The 17,041-nt window shown below is 36.4% G+C and carries 21 protein-coding genes; 14 read left to right on the forward strand and 7 right to left on the reverse strand.

What is annotated here, in order from left to right; genetic code table 11:
* Nucleotides 1–15 precede the first annotated feature (15 nt).
* Nucleotides 16–1,161: a methyl-accepting chemotaxis protein gene (locus M0Q20_RS04410; RefSeq protein ID WP_295058957.1), complete on the reverse strand. Its 1,146-nt coding sequence runs from the start codon at nt 1,159–1,161 to the stop codon at nt 16–18.
* A gap of 85 nt (nt 1,162–1,246) precedes the next feature.
* On the opposite strand from M0Q20_RS04410, the gene surE reads away from it, so the two are divergent.
* From surE to M0Q20_RS04480, 14 genes are read left to right on the forward strand one after another with little or no spacing between them, the layout of a single operon-like run.
* Nucleotides 1,247–2,050: a 5'/3'-nucleotidase SurE gene (gene surE, locus M0Q20_RS04415; RefSeq protein WP_295058958.1), complete on the forward strand. Its 804-nt coding sequence runs from the start codon at nt 1,247–1,249 to the stop codon at nt 2,048–2,050.
* Between the two features lies 1 nt (nt 2,051).
* Complete coding sequence (locus tag M0Q20_RS04420) at nt 2,052–2,690, forward strand: ThiF family adenylyltransferase (protein ID WP_295058959.1); 639 nt, start codon at nt 2,052–2,054, stop codon at nt 2,688–2,690.
* Nucleotides 2,691–2,700: 10 nt separating this feature from the next.
* Nucleotides 2,701–2,952 (forward strand): thiamine biosynthesis protein ThiF, encoded by a 252-nt coding sequence (locus tag M0Q20_RS04425; protein ID WP_295058960.1) that lies wholly within the window; start codon nt 2,701–2,703, stop codon nt 2,950–2,952.
* A 52-nt stretch (nt 2,953–3,004) separates the two neighbouring features.
* A complete protein-coding gene (gene greA, locus M0Q20_RS04430; protein ID WP_295058961.1) occupies nt 3,005–3,502 on the forward strand; it encodes a transcription elongation factor GreA in 498 nt (165 codons plus the stop codon).
* Nucleotides 3,489–4,493 carry an N-acetyl-gamma-glutamyl-phosphate reductase gene (argC, locus tag M0Q20_RS04435; RefSeq protein WP_295058962.1) on the forward strand — a complete coding sequence of 335 codons (1,005 nt, stop codon included), beginning with the start codon at nt 3,489–3,491 and terminating at the stop codon, nt 4,491–4,493. The genes greA and argC overlap by 14 nt, the downstream gene beginning before the upstream one ends.
* A complete protein-coding gene (locus tag M0Q20_RS04440) occupies nt 4,453–5,220 on the forward strand; it encodes a metallophosphoesterase (RefSeq protein ID WP_295058963.1) in 768 nt (255 codons plus the stop codon). The genes argC and M0Q20_RS04440 overlap by 41 nt, the downstream gene beginning before the upstream one ends.
* A gap of 3 nt (nt 5,221–5,223) precedes the next feature.
* Nucleotides 5,224–6,165 (forward strand): chemotaxis protein, encoded by a 942-nt coding sequence (locus M0Q20_RS04445; protein ID WP_295058964.1) that lies wholly within the window; start codon nt 5,224–5,226, stop codon nt 6,163–6,165.
* Nucleotides 6,166–6,175: 10 nt separating this feature from the next.
* Nucleotides 6,176–8,515, forward strand: a complete 2,340-nt coding sequence (locus tag M0Q20_RS04450) for a chemotaxis protein CheW (protein WP_295058965.1) — start codon at nt 6,176–6,178, stop codon at nt 8,513–8,515.
* The gene (locus M0Q20_RS04455) at nt 8,512–9,003 is read left to right on the forward strand and encodes a chemotaxis protein CheW (protein ID WP_295058966.1); all 492 of its coding nucleotides are present in this window, start codon (nt 8,512–8,514) and stop codon (nt 9,001–9,003) included. Before M0Q20_RS04450 ends, M0Q20_RS04455 begins: the two co-directional genes overlap by 4 nt.
* 9 nt (nt 9,004–9,012) lie before the next feature.
* Nucleotides 9,013–10,134, forward strand: coding sequence for an MlaE family lipid ABC transporter permease subunit (locus tag M0Q20_RS04460; RefSeq protein ID WP_295058967.1), 1,122 nt, complete (start codon nt 9,013–9,015; stop codon nt 10,132–10,134).
* Nucleotides 10,134–10,871: an ATP-binding cassette domain-containing protein gene (locus tag M0Q20_RS04465; RefSeq protein ID WP_295058968.1), complete on the forward strand. Its 738-nt coding sequence runs from the start codon at nt 10,134–10,136 to the stop codon at nt 10,869–10,871. Before M0Q20_RS04460 ends, M0Q20_RS04465 begins: the two co-directional genes overlap by 1 nt.
* A 39-nt stretch (nt 10,872–10,910) precedes the next feature.
* Entirely contained in the window at nt 10,911–11,876 is a 966-nt protein-coding gene (locus M0Q20_RS04470; RefSeq protein WP_295058969.1) for an MlaD family protein, read from the forward strand.
* A gap of 1 nt (nt 11,877) precedes the next feature.
* Nucleotides 11,878–12,471, forward strand: a complete 594-nt coding sequence (locus M0Q20_RS04475; RefSeq protein ID WP_295058970.1) for an ABC-type transport auxiliary lipoprotein family protein — start codon at nt 11,878–11,880, stop codon at nt 12,469–12,471.
* A complete protein-coding gene (locus M0Q20_RS04480) occupies nt 12,468–13,751 on the forward strand; it encodes an aminopeptidase P N-terminal domain-containing protein (protein ID WP_295058971.1) in 1,284 nt (427 codons plus the stop codon). The genes M0Q20_RS04475 and M0Q20_RS04480 overlap by 4 nt, the downstream gene beginning before the upstream one ends.
* Here M0Q20_RS04480 and M0Q20_RS04485 read toward each other — a convergent pair.
* The 6 genes from M0Q20_RS04485 to M0Q20_RS04510 are packed head-to-tail and all read right to left on the reverse strand — an operon-like array spanning nt 13,748 to nt 17,033.
* Nucleotides 13,748–14,179, reverse strand: coding sequence for a hypothetical protein (locus tag M0Q20_RS04485; protein WP_295058972.1), 432 nt, complete (start codon nt 14,177–14,179; stop codon nt 13,748–13,750). The two genes, M0Q20_RS04480 and M0Q20_RS04485, sit on opposite strands and share 4 nt — an antisense overlap.
* The gene (locus M0Q20_RS04490; protein WP_295058973.1) at nt 14,180–14,479 is read right to left on the reverse strand and encodes a hypothetical protein; all 300 of its coding nucleotides are present in this window, start codon (nt 14,477–14,479) and stop codon (nt 14,180–14,182) included.
* 3 nt (nt 14,480–14,482) lie between these two features.
* On the reverse strand, nt 14,483–14,872 hold the full coding sequence (locus M0Q20_RS04495) for a chaperone NapD (protein ID WP_295058974.1): 390 nt from the start codon (nt 14,870–14,872) through the stop codon (nt 14,483–14,485).
* Nucleotides 14,873–14,891: 19 nt separating this feature from the next.
* On the reverse strand, nt 14,892–15,842 hold the full coding sequence (locus M0Q20_RS04500; protein ID WP_295058975.1) for a WD40 repeat domain-containing protein: 951 nt from the start codon (nt 15,840–15,842) through the stop codon (nt 14,892–14,894).
* Nucleotides 15,839–16,342 carry a ferredoxin-type protein NapF gene (locus M0Q20_RS04505; protein ID WP_366933652.1) on the reverse strand — a complete coding sequence of 168 codons (504 nt, stop codon included), beginning with the start codon at nt 16,340–16,342 and terminating at the stop codon, nt 15,839–15,841. Before M0Q20_RS04505 ends, M0Q20_RS04500 begins: the two co-directional genes overlap by 4 nt.
* A complete protein-coding gene (locus M0Q20_RS04510; protein ID WP_295058977.1) occupies nt 16,326–17,033 on the reverse strand; it encodes a nitrate reductase cytochrome c-type subunit in 708 nt (235 codons plus the stop codon). Before M0Q20_RS04510 ends, M0Q20_RS04505 begins: the two co-directional genes overlap by 17 nt.
* Nucleotides 17,034–17,041 lie beyond the last annotated feature (8 nt).

Raw genomic sequence — 17,041 nt, forward strand, 5'->3', positions numbered from 1 at the left:
TGTCAAGGCTTTGCATTAGTCCATAACATTTAGTGCTGATATCGCATCGCCAATAGAGGATATTTCTGCTCTTGCGTCACTTAGCGCGCTTTGCGTTTTATCTGCTAATTTTCGCACTTCATCGGCAACAACCGCAAATCCTCTTCCATGCTCACCTGCGCGGGCTGCTTCTATGGCAGCATTGAGTGCGAGTAGATTTGTCTGATTTGCTATCTCTGAGATAGTGTCTAAAACACCGAATATCTCCTGACTCTTCTGCTTAAGTGACTCTAAATCATCTCTGTATGAAGCTTGTTGGCTTTTTACTCCAAGGCTCTTTTTTAGTTCTGCTTCTAGAGATAACTTCTCCTTCTCTAAACTCTTTATCTTTTCATGTAGCGCTACTAATGAGTGCTCACATGAGCTTTTTACTTCGTTTATCTCACCTTTTAATTCTCTGTTTTTCTCTAGTAAAGTAGTATTCTCGCTCTCTCTTTTTTCTAGAAGGCTTGAGATTTGTTGCACATCGGCAGTAAGAGAGCTGTTTTGGTTTTTTAGAGATTGCATCATATTCTCTAACATCAGGTTCTCTTTTTGCACGCTATGTAGAGAGTTTTGACTATTATGTATCTCTATTTTTGTTTTTTTTGCTCTTAAATTAAAAATATAGTAGGCAACAATAGAACTTATCGCTAGAGCAAGCGACAATGAGAGGGCGATATAAAAGTATGAGGAGTTATTTACGGGTTGCTCTTTGTATATTATTTTATCTCTGTAGAGTACTCTATCTTTATATATAACCTCAGGAGAGATATATTTAGGTTTCTCTTCAATAAGAAGCAGCCCGTCTTGACTCATTTTCTCATATAGAGCTATAAGCTCTTGCGTCTCTTTTTGGCTTATGTTTTTATTCTCTTTTGGAAGTGCTGATAGTTTTTTAAGAGTCTCTTTTTTAAGATTCTCAATTGAAGCAGCTTTTGTCTTATCAAGCGATAGCGCGGTTGCTATCTTCTCATGAGTTGAGAGCACTAGATAGTAGATAGCAACCTTCTCTTCAGCAGAGAGTTTTTTAGAGATATGATCTATTTTTTTGTTTAACTGCTCGTAGTTTTTTTCAATACTTGAAACTGATGAAGCAAAAATAGATATGGAAAAAATAATTGTAAGAAGTACTATTTTCATATATGACAAATAGCATTTTTTATGCCACTATATTGTTTGTTTTAAAATTAAGCTCATCTGCAACTACTAATAGTAAAATACCATTATGAAAAAAATATATAGAATTTTAGTAACTAATGATGATGGCTATGAGGCAAAAGGATTGCTAAACTTAGTAGAAGCACTAAAGGAGATAGAGGACGTAAGAGTTACGGTAGTAGCTCCTGCAAGTGAGAAGTCTGCATGCGGACACTCCCTTACAATAATTCGCCCGCTTCGCTTTGTTGGCATTTGTGATGATTTTTTTAAACTAGATGATGGAACTCCAAGTGATTGTGTCTATCTTGCGCTTAGTACGATGTTTGTAGATCAAAAGCCTGACCTGCTTATTAGCGGGATAAACCGAGGCTCAAATATGGGCGAAGATATTACATATTCAGGAACTGCCGCGGGTGCTATGGAGGGTGTTTTACATGGAATTCCTTCTATTGCAATAAGCCAAGTCATGGACTTTACAGATCCAGAAGGTGATTTTACTTTAGCAAGAAAGAGCATTAAAAAACTTGTTTTAAAGATAAAAGATGGCTCATTTCCACTACCAGAGAGAGAATTTTTAAATGTAAATATCCCACCTGATCTTGACTCTACCGATAACAAATATGCAAAAATGAAGATAACATACGCCGGATACAGACTCTACGCAAACGACTCCCATCTCCATAGAAACCCAAGAGGCGAGGAGTACTACTGGCTTGGAACTCATCCGCTTAACTTCTCTGCTCGCAATGGAGTAGAAGGCATAAGTGATTATGAGGCGATAAGAGAGGGAAATATTTCAATAACTCCAATAAAGCTCGATATGAGTGCATACAAAAGCATGCAGAAATTAAAAGAGTGGATAGAGGATTAAGTTGAGATATGCGCGCGTAAAATCTCTTCTTGGAGATGATTTTTTAAAACTTCAAAGTGCAAAAATTTTGCTTCTTGGAGTGGGTGGGGTCGGCGGACACTGCTTGGATTGTCTCTTTAGAAGCGGAGTGGGCGATATAACAATCGTTGATTATGATAGCTATGAAGAGAGTAACCAAAACCGTCAAATGCACTCAGAGTCTCATTTAGGCGAACTTAAAGTTGAAGCTCTAAAGAGCCACTACCCTTCAGTAAAAAGTATATGCGCTAAGATAGATGAGGAGTGGGTAAGAAATTTTGACTTTGAGGAGTATGATTTAGTGCTTGATGCGATAGATGATACTAAGGCAAAGGTCGCACTTGCGCAAAAATGCCACAAGAAGCTTATCTCCGCTTTTGGTTCTGCAAAAAGAGTTGATCCTACAAAGATATGCGTAGATGATATCTGGAAGAGTTACGGAGATAAGTTTGGCTCAAAAATTCGCTATGAGTTGAAAAAACGAGGCTTTAAGAAAAAGTACAAAGTTATATTTAGTTCAGAAGAGGCAAAAGTAAAAGAAAAGGGCAGTTTTGTAGGAGTTACAGGCAGTTTTGGGCTTATGATGTGTTCAGAGGCTGTTAAAAAGATAGTCTCAAGCTAAGGAGTGTTTAGTGATTAGTAGTTTTGATTTAAGTAATCCACTTGTTTGTGAGGGAATTATAGGCGATGGCTGCGGCGGTGGGAGAATATTTTTTATAGATAATGAAACTCTCTACGCACATGATCCGCTCTCAAAGGAGAACAGAGAGCTGCTTAAAAATATAAAAAAAGCAAAAAAGATAAGCAAAAAAGGTTGCTTAATAACTATAGAGTGCAAAGATGAGAAGATAGAGTTTGACCTCTCAAGAGTGAGTGCGGGTTAATAAAGTCTGGTATAATGAGTGAAAAATTTATAATTGCAGGGTGACTTGATTTATGGAAAAAATAGAGCCTATGACGCTGTTTGGATACAACAAACTCCAAGCAGAAGTAAAAGATTTAAAAAACGTAAAAAGACCTGCCGTGGTCAAGGCGATAGAAGAGGCGCTTGAGCATGGCGATTTGAAGGAAAATTCCGAGTATCATGCAGCAAAAGAGCAGCAAAAGCATATTGACATGAGATTAGCTGAGCTCGCAGAGTTGATAAGCTCCTCAAAGATTGTTGATCCTACTGAACTTGAACACTCAAGAGTTAGTTTTGGCTCAACCGTTACGCTATGCGATGTTGAGAGTGATGAAGAGTTTACATATACTATTGTAGGCGGATGTGAATCAAACCCTGATATGGGGCTTATCTCTTTTAACTCACCTATGGCAAAACAGCTTCTAGGGCGCGAAGAGGGAGATGATGTTAAGATTAATCTACCAAGCGGAACAAAAGAGTTTGAGATAATAGAAGTAAGATATCAGGAGATAGTTTTTGAGTGTCATTAATGTTGGAGTTATCGGTGCAAGCGGCTATACAGGGCTTGAACTTTTAAAAATTCTTATCCATCATCCAAAATTCAACCTCTCTTATGTTGCAAATACGGAGGGGGCAACGACTCTAGACGCACTCCATCCATCACTAAATAAAGTCTCTGATTTAGTGGTGAAAAAAGCCGATATTGATGAGTGTAAAGAGAGTTGTGAACTTGTTTTTTTGGCTGTTCCTCATCAGAGCGCAATGGCTTACGTAAAACCTCTTATACAAAAAGGTGTAAAAGTTGTTGATCTCTCAGCCGATTATAGACTTCCTCAGGATATTTATGAAGCATTTTACTGTCCTCATACAGATGCAGAGAATCTCCATCGCGCTGTATATGGGCTTCCGGAACTTTTTTACAAAGAGCTAAAGTCAGCTTCTTTAGTCGCAAATCCGGGATGCTTTCCGACATCTGCAATTTTAGGAGTGCTTCCATTTATGGATAAAAGAGTAAAAAATACTCCTATTATAATTGACGCAAAGACGGGTGTGAGCGGAGCTGGAAAAAAGCTAAGCGAGACAACGCACTTTGTAAATATTAATGATAATCTTTTTGCTTATAATCCTTTTGCACACAGACATGCACCTGAAATTGCACAAAAACTCGGTGTTGATTTTGATGAGGTTAATTTTGTTCCTCATTTATGCCCTATAACACGTGGAATGCTTAGCTCTATCTATATCCAAGTAGAGGGAGATTTTGATGCGCATGAACTTCTTGAGACTTACTATAGAGATGCAAGATATGTGAGAGCTAGTAAAAATCCGGTTGACATGAAAAACGTAGCGGGAACAAATTTTTGTGATATCTATGTAAAAAGGAGAGGCAATCTTCTTTTTATCTCAAGTGCAATTGACAACCTAATGAGAGGTGCATCATCTGCAGCAGTAGTAAATGCAAACCTTATGATGGGGCTTGATGAAGAGTTGGGGATACCAAATATTGCTTATGTCCCATGATTTAGAGATAAAAGAGGGCGCATTTATTGTAGCGGATGCGCACTATTCACATAAACGCCCTGATTTTTTAGATTTTTTAAAAGATATTTACGCAAAAAAACTTCTTCCCACACAGCTTATTTTGATGGGCGATATCTTTGATGCGCTTTTTGGAGAGATACCCTATACGCAAATTGTAAATCAAGAGGCGATTGGGCTTATAAACGAGATATCTAAAAGAGTAGAGGTAATATATATTGAGGGAAACCACGACTTTAATCTTAAAAATGTTTTTCCGGATGCAAAAGTGTTTCCAATCTCCGCCCAGCCTCTTACATGTACAGCTCATGGCAAAAAAGTTCTGCTGTGTCATGGTGATATAGAGAGTGATTTTGGCTATAGAGTCTATACGTCACTGATTAGAAACCCTTTAGTTCTCTATATACTAAGGATTATTGACTCTTTAACTAACCATGCTATTTTAAAGCGTCTTGATACCTACTTGAGTAAAAAAAATGATTGCAAAGAGTTTTTAGGATTTGAGAGTTTTATCTCAAAAAGATTGGATAGCAAATTTAGTTGCGACTACTTTATAGAGGGACATTTCCATCAAAACAAAACTATAAGGCTAAAAGATTTTATCTATATAAATTTAAGTGCTTTTGCGTGCAATCAAAGATATTTTATAGTAGAATCAAAAAATAGCTTACAGTTTTTGCAAGAAAAAAATTTCTCAAAAGGGAATTAAAGTATGAATATAGAAAGTTCGTTAAAAATCGGTTCTAATGAGATGGAACTTGTAGATTTCCGAATCTTTAAGCAAGAAGAAGACAGAGTCTATGAAGGGATTTATGGAATTAATGTTTCAAAAGTTAGAGAGATAATAAAATTACCAAAGCTAACAGAACTACCCGGAACTCCTGAGTTTATAGAGGGTATATTTGACTTAAGAAGTGTTGTTATACCTGTAGTGAATTTAGCAAAATGGATGAGGATAGATGAGCCTGAGAATTTACAAAAAAACTCTAGAGTAATAATTACCGAGTTTAATAATGTGCTTATCGGGTTTATAGTTCATGAAGCAAAAAGAATTAGAAGAATAAGTTGGGCAGATATAGAGCCTGCATCTTTTGTAAGTGACAATACTACTCTTGATGGCAGCAAGATAACGGGTGTTACTAAAATAGAAGGGGATAATGTTCTTCTTATATTAGATCTAGAGAGTGTTATACAGGATTTGGGTCTTTATGAGCCCGATACAAACTTTATCGCCTCTAAAGATGAGATGTTTTCAGGGATAGCCCTTATTTTAGATGATAGCTCAACAGCTAGAAAAATTGTAAAAGAGGCACTTGTTAATATGGGCTTTGATGTTCTTGAAGCGAGGGATGGAGAAGAGGGCTTAGAGAAGCTTGATGAGCTATATGAACTCTACGGTAAAGATTTATCCCAGAGACTCAAAATAATAATCTCTGATGTGGAGATGCCTAGAATGGATGGATTTCATTTTGCGGCAAATGCAAAAGAGGATGAGAGGTTTAGTACTATACCGATTGTTTTTAACACATCTATCAGCGGTCACTTTAGTGAAGAGAGAGGTGCTGAAGCAGGTGGCGAGAGTTATCTAGTTAAATTTAAAGCAAGTGAATTTCATGATGAAGTAGCACGAATAGTTCGTGCGCATACAAAGTAGGAGTTAAAATATGGATGAATTTCAAGAGATACTACAAGATTTTTTAGTTGAGTCCTTTGAGCTGATTGAACAGCTAGATCAAGACTTGGTAGAGTTGGAACACAACCCTCAAGACTTAGAACTTTTAAATAGAATATTTCGTGTTGCGCATACAATAAAAGGTGCCTCATCTTTTCTTAATTTTGATGTTTTAACTCATTTGACTCATCATATGGAAGATGTTTTAAATAAGGCAAGACATGGGGAGTTGATTATTGATGCTGATATTATGGATGTCATCTTAGAGTCTATCGACTTAATGAAGGCTCTTTTAAATATCATTCGAGATACAAGTTCTGACTCCGGTATAGATGTCTCGGCTTGTGTTAGCAGACTTGATGAGTGTACCGGCGGAGGCGCAAAAGATGCAAAAGAGGAGCCTCTTATCGAGGAGGAGCCTGAAGAAGATGAAGCAGACTATGAAAATATGGATCCCGATGAGCTAGAAGCGGAAATTGAGAGACTCCTGCAGCAGAGACAAGCTGAGGATAAAGCAAAAAGAGAGGCTAAATCTGCAAATGAATCAGAAAAAGAGACTCCTCAACCGGAGGCATCTGTTTCAAAAACTCCGGTAGCAGTGACTCCAACGCCAAAACCTGCTTCCGTAGAGGAGGATTCCGATTCTTCTGATAATGTTAAAGCTGCGGCACCGACAAAAAAGGTATCTGCCGTTGAGCAGACTATACGTGTTGATGTTAAAAGACTTGACCACCTTATGAATCTAATAGGGGAGCTTGTTCTAGCTAAAAATAGGCTTATAAAAATAAATGATGATGTTGAAGAGCGCTACGAAGGAGAGGGATTTCTTGAGGAGCTAAATCAAGTTGTCTCTATAGTCTCTCTTGTTACTACCGATCTTCAGATAGCGGTTATGAAAACAAGAATGCTTCCTATAGGAAAAGTGTTTAATAAGTTTCCAAGAATGATTCGTGACTTGAGTCGTGAGTTAAATAAAAAGATAGAGATTGAGATATTCGGTGAAGATACTGAGCTTGATAAATCTATCGTTGAAGAGGTTGGCGACCCATTAGTTCACATCATAAGAAACTCATGCGATCATGGAGTTGAGACGCCGGAGGTACGACTAGAGCATGGTAAAAGTGAGACAGGGAAGATTAAGCTAAAAGCATACAACGAGGGGAATCAGATTGTCATTCAGATAGATGATAACGGAAAAGGTCTTGATGTAGATATGCTTAAGAAAAAATCTCTTGAAAAGGGAATCATCACTCAGAAAGAGGCTGAGAATATGAGTGATAAAGATGCGTTTACTCTTATCTTCAAACCTGGTTTCTCTATGGCGGCAAATGTTACAAACGTATCGGGGCGCGGTGTCGGTATGGATGTAGTCAAGACCAATATTGAAAAACTAAACGGAATAATAGACATAGATAGTGAGCTTGGCGTAGGGACATCTATAAAACTAAAAATCCCATTGACACTCGCCATTATTCAGGCACTTTTAGTCGGTGTGCAAGAGGAGCACTACGCTATTCCGCTTGCATCTGTTTTAGAGACGGTAAGAATATCTACAGATGAAGTTTATACGGTAGAGGGTCGCTCAGTTATGAGGCTTCGCGAAGATGTTCTTTCTTTAGTTCATATCGGAGATATTTTTGAGGTAGAGCGCGTACTTGATACAAGCGAATATGCTTACGTTGTAGTTCTTGGCTTAGGCACAAGTAAGCTAGGTCTTATCGTAGATACACTTGTAGGTCAAGAAGAGATAGTTATAAAATCACTAGGGGAGTTCTTAAAAGGCATTGAAGGTATTGCTGGAGCTACAATCCGAGGGGATGGAGGCGTTACGCTTATTGTAGATGTTATTGCAATAATGGATATGGCAAAACGCGTTAAAGCATCTGCTATAGACTCTACATCAGATGCGGCAATGTTAACTCATGAAAAAACAGAGGCAAGTGATTACACTGTTATGATTGTTGATGACTCCAAGACAGATAGGACAATCATGAGAAAAGCGCTTGAACCTCTTGGAGTTACTTTGGTTGAAGCCGGAGATGGGCAAGAAGCTTTAAGCATCTTAAAACAGGGAGATTATAGTTTTGATGCGATATTAGTAGATATTGAGATGCCTAGAATGGATGGATATACATTAGCTACGGAAATTAAAAAATATAACCGTTACAAAAATCTGCCTCTAATTGCCGTAACATCACGTACAGGAAAATCTGATCGTATGCGCGGTGTTGAGTCGGGAATGGTAGAGTATATAACCAAGCCATATTCTGCAGACTATCTCTCAAGTGTAGTTCAAAGAAACATTAATTTTAGATCGGAGTTTTTAAAATGAGCGAAAAATTAAAGCAGATTATCAGTAAACAGAATAAAGTAGAAGAGGATATAAATCACTCCGAAGATATAGTCCAGTTAGTTGGCTTTATTATCGGAGATGAGGAGTACGCAGTTCCTATTTTGGCAATTCAAGAGATTATTAAGCCGTTTCCATGGACAAGAGTTCCGCAGGTTCCAAAATATGTAGTTGGTGTATTTAATATGCGTGGCGCAGTTATACCGCTAATTGATCTTCGTTTGAAGTTTGGACTTAGCCCCAAAAAGCACAATGAAGATACAAGATTTATAGTGATGAGACATGGGGATGATGTAGCAGGATTTGTTATAGATAGGCTTACTATGGCAATTAGAATCAAAAAGTCAAGAATAGGTCCTGCACCTGAGACTGCAAACGGAGATAATACACTAATTGACGGTGTCGGCAAGCAAGAGGATAGAATAATTACGATTTTAAAGGTAAATAAACTACTTGAGAGAGATTTCTAACACCTTGCTATGGATAACGCATCTTTAGAAATTACTAACAAAAACAACAGGCTCTTCTTGGTTTTTGCAGGAGAGCTAACCCTCTACAATATATCTAAACTTCAAACAAAAATAGAAACACTCAATCTAGACCAATCAGAAGAAGTAATTTTAGACTTTAGTAAAGTTACTTTTTTTGATACCGCATCTGCTTTGATGGTCTATAATTTACAAGAGAGAACTTCTCAAAGTCATATAGAGTTTCAGATTGTATCTGCCGGCAAAGATATCACGGATATGATTAAACTTATAAAGATGCACAAAGATAAGACAGAAGCAATAAAGAGGTTGAAAAAAAAGAGTTATTTGGAGATGCTAGCTCAACTGCTCTATAGTAAATACTTAGGTTTTTTATCTTTTATGGCTTTTTTTGGAGAGCTTTTTATAAACACTATCTCCTACATCGGTAGAGTTAAACATATTAGATACAAAGAGATACTTTTTGAAATTAACGAAAATGGCATAAAAGCTATAAGCATTATAAGTATAACTTCGTTTTTAATAGGGTTAGTTGTAGCTTATCAATCCGCTTATCAGCTAAAACTTTATGGAGCAAATATATTTATTGTAGAGACGCTTGGGCTCTCTATCTTAAGAGAGCTAGCTCCCCTTATTACCGCTATCGTAATAGCCGGAAGAAGTGGTTCTGCATTTACTGCGCAGATAGGGGCAATGAAGATAACACAAGAGATTGATGCCATGAGAACTATGGGATTTGAGCCTTATAAATTCTTAGTCATTCCAAGAGTAATAGCACTAATGATAATAATGCCCATACTTATTTTTATCGCAGATATTATGGGCATGTTAGGCGGGATGCTTATCGCTTATAAAGATTTAGATATAAGTACAACTCTATTTATAGATAGATTTAGTGACGTAATAGCGGCAAAACATTTTTTCATAGGAATATTTAAAGGTCCGTTTTTTGCTTTTTTAATAGCCGTTATCGGCATATATAGAGGTTTAGGCGTAAAAGATGATACTCAAAGCATAGGAATAAATACCAAAAAAAGTGTTGTTGAGTCAATTTTTGCGGTAATTATGTGTGATGCTCTTTTTTCTATAATTTTTACAAATTTGGGAATATAATGAAATATATTATTGAAGTATCGGATTTAAAAACTGTTTTTGGCGATAAAGTAGTTCATGACGGTTTAAATATGAAGATAAAAGAGGGTGAAATTTATGGCATTGTAGGACCAAGTGGAAGCGGTAAAACAACACTTGTCAGAGAGATGTTGATGCTCCAAGAGATAAATAGCGGAACTATAGAAGTATTGGGATATAACATAAGCAATATTAACCACATACAAGCGCAGGAGCTTAGACAGCAGTGGGGCGTTTTATTTCAGGCAGGAGCTCTTTTCTCCTCCTTAAATCTAAGAGAAAATATCGCATTGCCGCTTATTGAGTATAGTGATTTGTCTAGAAAAACTATTGATGAGATAGTTGATTTTAAGCTCAGTATTGTTGGATTAAAGCCTAATGATGCCTCTCTTTTTCCTTCTCAACTAAGTGGAGGAATGAAGAAAAAAGCCTCCCTTGCTCGCTCATTAGCCATGGACCCAAAGCTTCTGTTTTTAGATGAGCCTACAAGTGGATTAGATCCTATATCTGCAAGAGATTTTGATGCTTTGATACTTAAACTACGCGATATTTTAAAATTAACGGTAGTTATGGTTTCTCATGATTTACAGTCAATTTATGATACAATAGATACACTTGCTGTTATAGATGATAAAAAGATAGTCTATGAAGGAAGTGTTGATAATATTTCAACTTTTGATAATGAATTTATAAGAACTTTCTTTAAAGGGTATATATAAAATGCGCTGTTATAGTTATATGCTAAGAGGGAAGCTTTAATGAACAATAGAGTCAATTATGCTTTAGTCGGTGCTTTGGTAATTTTAGGAGTTATCGGCATGGGACTCTTTGGTTTTTGGTTGGTAAAACCTTCCAAAGAGAGTGAACTAGAGAGATATATTATATATTTTAACGAATCTGTTTTAGGTCTAAATATTGATGCTCCCGTTAAGTACAAAGGGCTTAGTGTCGGAAAAGTTATAAAACTTAGTATAAGTCATGATGATTTAGAGCAGGTTGAGGTTCTTATTGAGATACTAAAGGAGACTCCGGTTAAAACTTCAACGGAGGCACAACTTACTTCTCAAGGTATTACGGGACTTAGCTATATAAACCTTACAGTAAATAATGAAATAGATGCAAAACCTCTTGTTCCAGAGGAGAATAAGGAGTACTCTGTTATTAAATCAATTCCATCTACTTTTGTAAAGATAGAGAACAGATTTATAGATATGTTTGAAGATTTAGCAGATACTTTACAAAAGACACGCGAATTGCTTAGAGACGAGAATCAACAAGACTTCTCTTTGCTTATTAAAAATAGTGCGGATATGATGAATAAAATAAATGAGACACTAGACGAAGAGACAATCAATAACTTTAAGAGTACAGTTAAAAATCTAAATAGTGCATCAGAAAAACTTGATAAATTAATGCCTCAAATTGAGATACTAGTTGATAATAGCATTAGCTTTGAAGATAATATTTCAGCTGCATTTAGCTCAATAAAAGATAGTTATCTTAGTGTAGAGGATGCTATGGATACTATTAACAAGGCATTAGAGAGTGGGGAGTTTAATATAAAAGAGATGAGCAGCGATATTTTGCCGACAATAAACAGTGCTTTTATGGATATGCAAACTCTTATTATAGAGATCCAAGAGACGCTCAAAAGACATGAGAGAAGTCCGGCAGATTTACTGTTTTTAAAAGAAGAGATTAAAAAAGGACCGGGGGAGAAGTGATATGAGAGTTATATTAGTTATTTTAGCAATACTCCTTAGTGGTTGTACAACTATAAAGCCGCCTGTAGCAGAGTATAATATTGCTCTAAAAGATATTAAGATTAACGGTAGTTCCTCAGCTTGTCAAGATAAATCATTAAAGATTTTAAAAGCATTTAGTTCCAATTCACTAAATTCTGTAAAAATGGACTATGTGGATTCAAGCGGCAGAGTCTACTCTTACTCACAATCGCAGTGGCAGGAGTCGCCAAGCGATATAGTTACCTCATTGTTACTAGAAAATATAAGAGATTCTAAAATATTTAGCACTCTTCATCCATCAAAATCAAGAGTGAAAAGTGATTTTATTTTAGAGACAAATATAGAGAAGTTTATGCAGTTTTACTCCAGTGATATGAAAGCCTCGCATGTAGAGGTTACTCTAAGTTTGTCGCTTATAGATGCAAAAACAAACAGTGTAGTTGCCTCTAAAACTTCTACTTCGCAAGTAAATACTACAACAGTTGATGCAAATGGCGGAGTGAAAGCTTTTGAGACGGCACTTTTGGAGATAGTTTCTAAAAATATTGAGTGGTTAAACGGGGTTTGCAGATGATAGCAGAGAGAGAGTATAAAAAAAGAAGAGACCTTTTAGTAAAAAAACTCTCAAACAATTCAGTTGCAGTCATTTTAAGCGCCCAAGGGATGACTCGCTCTAACGATACAGACTATCCCTATAGACAAGATAGTAATTTTTACTACCTAAGCGGATTTAAAGAGGATAACGCAGCTTTGGTCTTTGTAAAAACTAAAGAGGTTAAAAAAACTATTTTATTTGTTCAAAAAAAAGATAGAACGCTTGAGTTGTGGAGTGGTGAGAGAGTGGGCGTAAAAGAGGCTAAAAAAAGATTTTTAGTTGATGAAGTTTATTCAATTGATGATTTTTATATATATTTAAAAGAGTTTTTAAGAGATAAGAAAAATATATATTTTCAAAGTAATTCAAAAAAAAGAGCTATTAAAAAAATTTCAAAACTGACAAAGGCTCTAAAAACAAAGCATGATATAGTACCGCTTATTCATCAAATGAGACTTATAAAATCACCCGCAGAGATTGAGATGATAAAAGAGTCCATAGCTATAACGGCAAGGGCGCATCATAGAGCCATGAAAATGGATAAAAAAGGTAAATATGAGTATCAGCTTCAAGCTGAAATAGAGCATGAGTTTAAGATAAATGCCGCATATAGTGATGCATACACATCTATAGTAGCATGTGGGAACAGTGCAAATACTCTTCACTACATAAAGAATGATCAACCGCTAGTTAGCGGAGAGTTGATACTCATTGATGCGGGGTGTGAGCATAACTACTATGCAAGTGATATTACAAGAACAATTCCGGTTAACGGCAAGTTTACTGAGACACAAAAAGAGCTTTACAATCTTGTGCTAAACACTCAGTTTAGAGTAATCAAGATGATAAAACCTCAGGTAAAAAGAAGCCATCTGCAAGAGGTCGCCCAAAAGCTACTTACAAAAGGAATGATAGAGCTTGGTATATTAAAGGGCGAGTACAAAAAGTTAATAAAAAAACAGAAGTATAAAAAATACTATCCGCATGGAATAGGGCATTGGATGGGGATAGATGTTCATGATCCGGCACCCTATAAAGATGATAAGCATCAAGAAATACCACTTCAAAAAGGAATGGTTTTAACAATAGAACCTGGTATTTACATTGATAAAGATGATAAAAGTGTGCCAAAAAAGTACAGAGGCATCGGGATTAGAATTGAGGATAATATATTAGTAACAAAAGATGGATACAAAAATCTATCCCAATCTATTGCAAAAACTATAGAAGAGATAGAGGCTATAAGTTCTAGTTTTTAGTTACTATAACTGTAGCTCCAACCTGTTAAACTATTATCTTTTGCCTCGGAAAAATTATCTGAATCTGCTAAAAAGTCCATAACTAACATAGGAGAGTTAGGTATATTTCTCATGTCCTCTTCTTTAATAAGTAGCAGTGGCATAAAAGTCTCATGGGTTCCTTTTGAGAACCCAACCGGCATAATTTGACTCAATACTTCTATCGGGTTTCTTATACCGTTCTCATCTAAAAACTTATCAAATATAGCCTCTTGAATATCTTTTGGTAACTGCTGTGACGTATTTAAAAATATAGTAAAATGAATCGGCGTGTCTTTGAAATGATCAGGTGCAGGTGCTGCCATCATAATGTACTCAACATTTTTGAGATGCTCTTGTATCTCGTTTACGCTTAAATATTTTATGGTTTTAATAGCTTCTGCTTGCATCTAGTTTTGCTCCTCGCCGATTAATGGTTTACCCATCTCTTCTTCAAGCTCTCTTTGAAGTTTTGACATCTCAAACCTAACAATATCCATAACATGCAATGGAACATTTTCATCTTTGCCCCATCGTACTTCGTCTATATTTCCGCCATACAAGGCTCCAAGCTCTTCTACCTTTTTAGAGTACTCCTGCAAATCTTTACAAACTTCAACACTCTTGCTCATCATATCCTTTAGTTCAATATACCAGTCTTCGCGGCTATCTTGAGCCATTTTTATAGTCGATTCAAAAATAACAGACAAAATCTACCTCTTTGTTTGATCAAATTTTTTAGTAAAGGTTGTTAAATCATCTCTTTTCTTTAAATCACCGTTGTAGGATATATTTCTAGCATCAATAGAGTCATCATTTAACATCTTTGGAACAGCATCACCGCTATTAATAACCTTCATATGAGCATCTAGCTCCTCTTCACTATATGCCATCTGCATATCAGCAGCTATAACGTGCGGTATCGCCTCGACGATTCTAAGCTTTTCAAGCTCTTCTGCCACACCCTCTCCCTCTATCGTAATGATTACTCTGCCTTTTTCATCATGCATATGATAGTCACACGCTTCACAATCTTTGAGGCTTTGAACAACCTCGTTAAGGTATTTTGGTACTGTTTGAACTACTATACTTGAGATATTCATTTTACTTCCTTTTGTCTTTTTATTTTACACTATATAAATTAATGATTCTATCATCACTTGCAACTAAAAACTCATTTTCATCTATAAAAATTATTTTTGTAAGAGTCATCTTATTTCCGCTAAATTTACCGAGAGGTTTTTTAGAAGAGACCTCAATTAAAGAGACATTGTTCTCCTCATCGCTAGCAAAAGCGACAATGTCTGCATTTAAAGATAAGCCTACGCTATAGATTAAAAAATCGGATTCTACATAGTAGGATGAATCTGCCTTTAGGTCATACAAAACCATTCTCCTATCTTGTCCTGCCGTTGCGATAACACCTTTTTTATAATCTACCTGAAATACATTGTCGAGATTTTGCCCGGATAGTAACTTCAAGCGTTTTCCATCCTTTGTATTGTGAATTTTCAAATCTCCGCTCTCATCTGCTATGACAACTCTCTCTTTTGATTCATCTAAAGCAAAGTCTGAAAATTTTGCACCGGAAACTTGCACAAGCCAGTTAATGGAGTTTTTTTTGATATCATAAGAGATAAGCTCATTGCTAAGAAGACCAAGCAGAATTGTATCGGCATTTAAAAACTTCGCTTTTGTAACCGTAAGAGATTTGGAGTAGTCAAACAGAAGCTCTGTTTTGTTGTCTTTATGTATATGAACTCTTCTGTATCCCTGTTTGTCTTGAGATAGAATTAATATTTTCTCATCAATTACATCTACGGAGTATACTTTTGAATCAACAAGCTCACCCATAAAATCTAAAATCTTATCAACCTCTATTTTTTTGATAAGTTTTTTGCTTTTATAGTCAAAAATATCAACACAACTTGCAGTCGTGGCGCTATATAACTTTCCATTTTTGTAGAGCAAGTCAACAACACCGCCGCTTGAAGTAAAATTTGATAAAGGTGCTCTCATCTGCGAAGAGAACAGAGATGAGAGTAAGAGAGTCAAAAGTAAAAACAGTTTCATAATACAACCCCTATTTTAATTGCGTCTGCAGGGCATTTGCTTACACAAAATCCACATGCAGTGCAGTTGCCGTTTATGCTTGGCATAAACATCGCTTTAAACTCAATTGCATTCTCAAGGCATGGATCTTTACATGAAAAACACATCGTATGCCCCCAACTTAAACAACTTTTTTTATCAATTGTAATCGTAGCAGTAACTCTTCTTTTGTTTTGAATTGTTAAAACCCCATATTCGCAAGCATCGGCACACTTGTCGCAATATGTACAGCCGCTGTTTGAAAAAAGCAGATGCGGAGTTTTATCATCGGCAATCTTAATTATATCTTCTTCACAAACAGAGGCACACTTGGCATCACATTTGTCACACTCTTTATGAAAAAGAGATTCATCGCTGAAGTAGGGTGGTCTTAATAGCTTCTCTTGCTCCTCTTGAGTACTCAAAGAGGAGACAAGAGAGCTAAAGAGCTCTCTTCTTTGCATATTAGTGAGCTGCACCATCTAAAGTGCCTGCAGGAGAATTTTTATTTGCAATATCATCTTGCGTAATAAAACTCTCATCTCCAAGTGTATTTAACGATTCAGTAAGCTTCTCGCCCTCCCAGCTTGATTTGCTTAAACCATCCTTGCTTGTAAAAACAGGCTCAAAGGTATTCTCAACAGCTAAGTTTCCTTGAGACTGCGGAGCATGACAGAGTGAGCAGTTAAATCTAGAGCCTTGAAGTTTGCTCTCTTTTTTTATAGCCACTTCATTTTTGTAATTATCAACAACCTTTACAAATTCACCCGAAACAACTTTATGTTTTGGTCTAAAATCGGTAAAGTGTGATACAGGAATCGGCGTAGCACCCATTGCACCGGCAATTTCGGGCATATGACAACTAATACATCTATTATCATTCACTTTAATCGGTAACATACCGATGGTATCATGAGGAATCATTGGTGGAGCATCCTGAAACGCTCTTTTAATCTTAGAACTCGTAGTAGCCTGCGATGTTCTATACTCTGTTTTATCTGCTATAGTGCCATCTTCAGAGTATAAATCCGTCTTTCTTAAGCCCAGAGACTCTTCAGTTATAGTACTCTTTACAACTTTCTGCGGAGAAGATTTAACATCCTCACCGACACAACCAACCATTAGTAGCGCAGTAGCAGCTAAACCAATCGTTATTTTATACATTGCCTTCATTTTTATCT

The organism is Sulfurimonas sp., from assembly GCF_023229025.1.
In the GTDB taxonomy this organism is placed as follows: domain Bacteria; phylum Campylobacterota; class Campylobacteria; order Campylobacterales; family Sulfurimonadaceae; genus Sulfurimonas.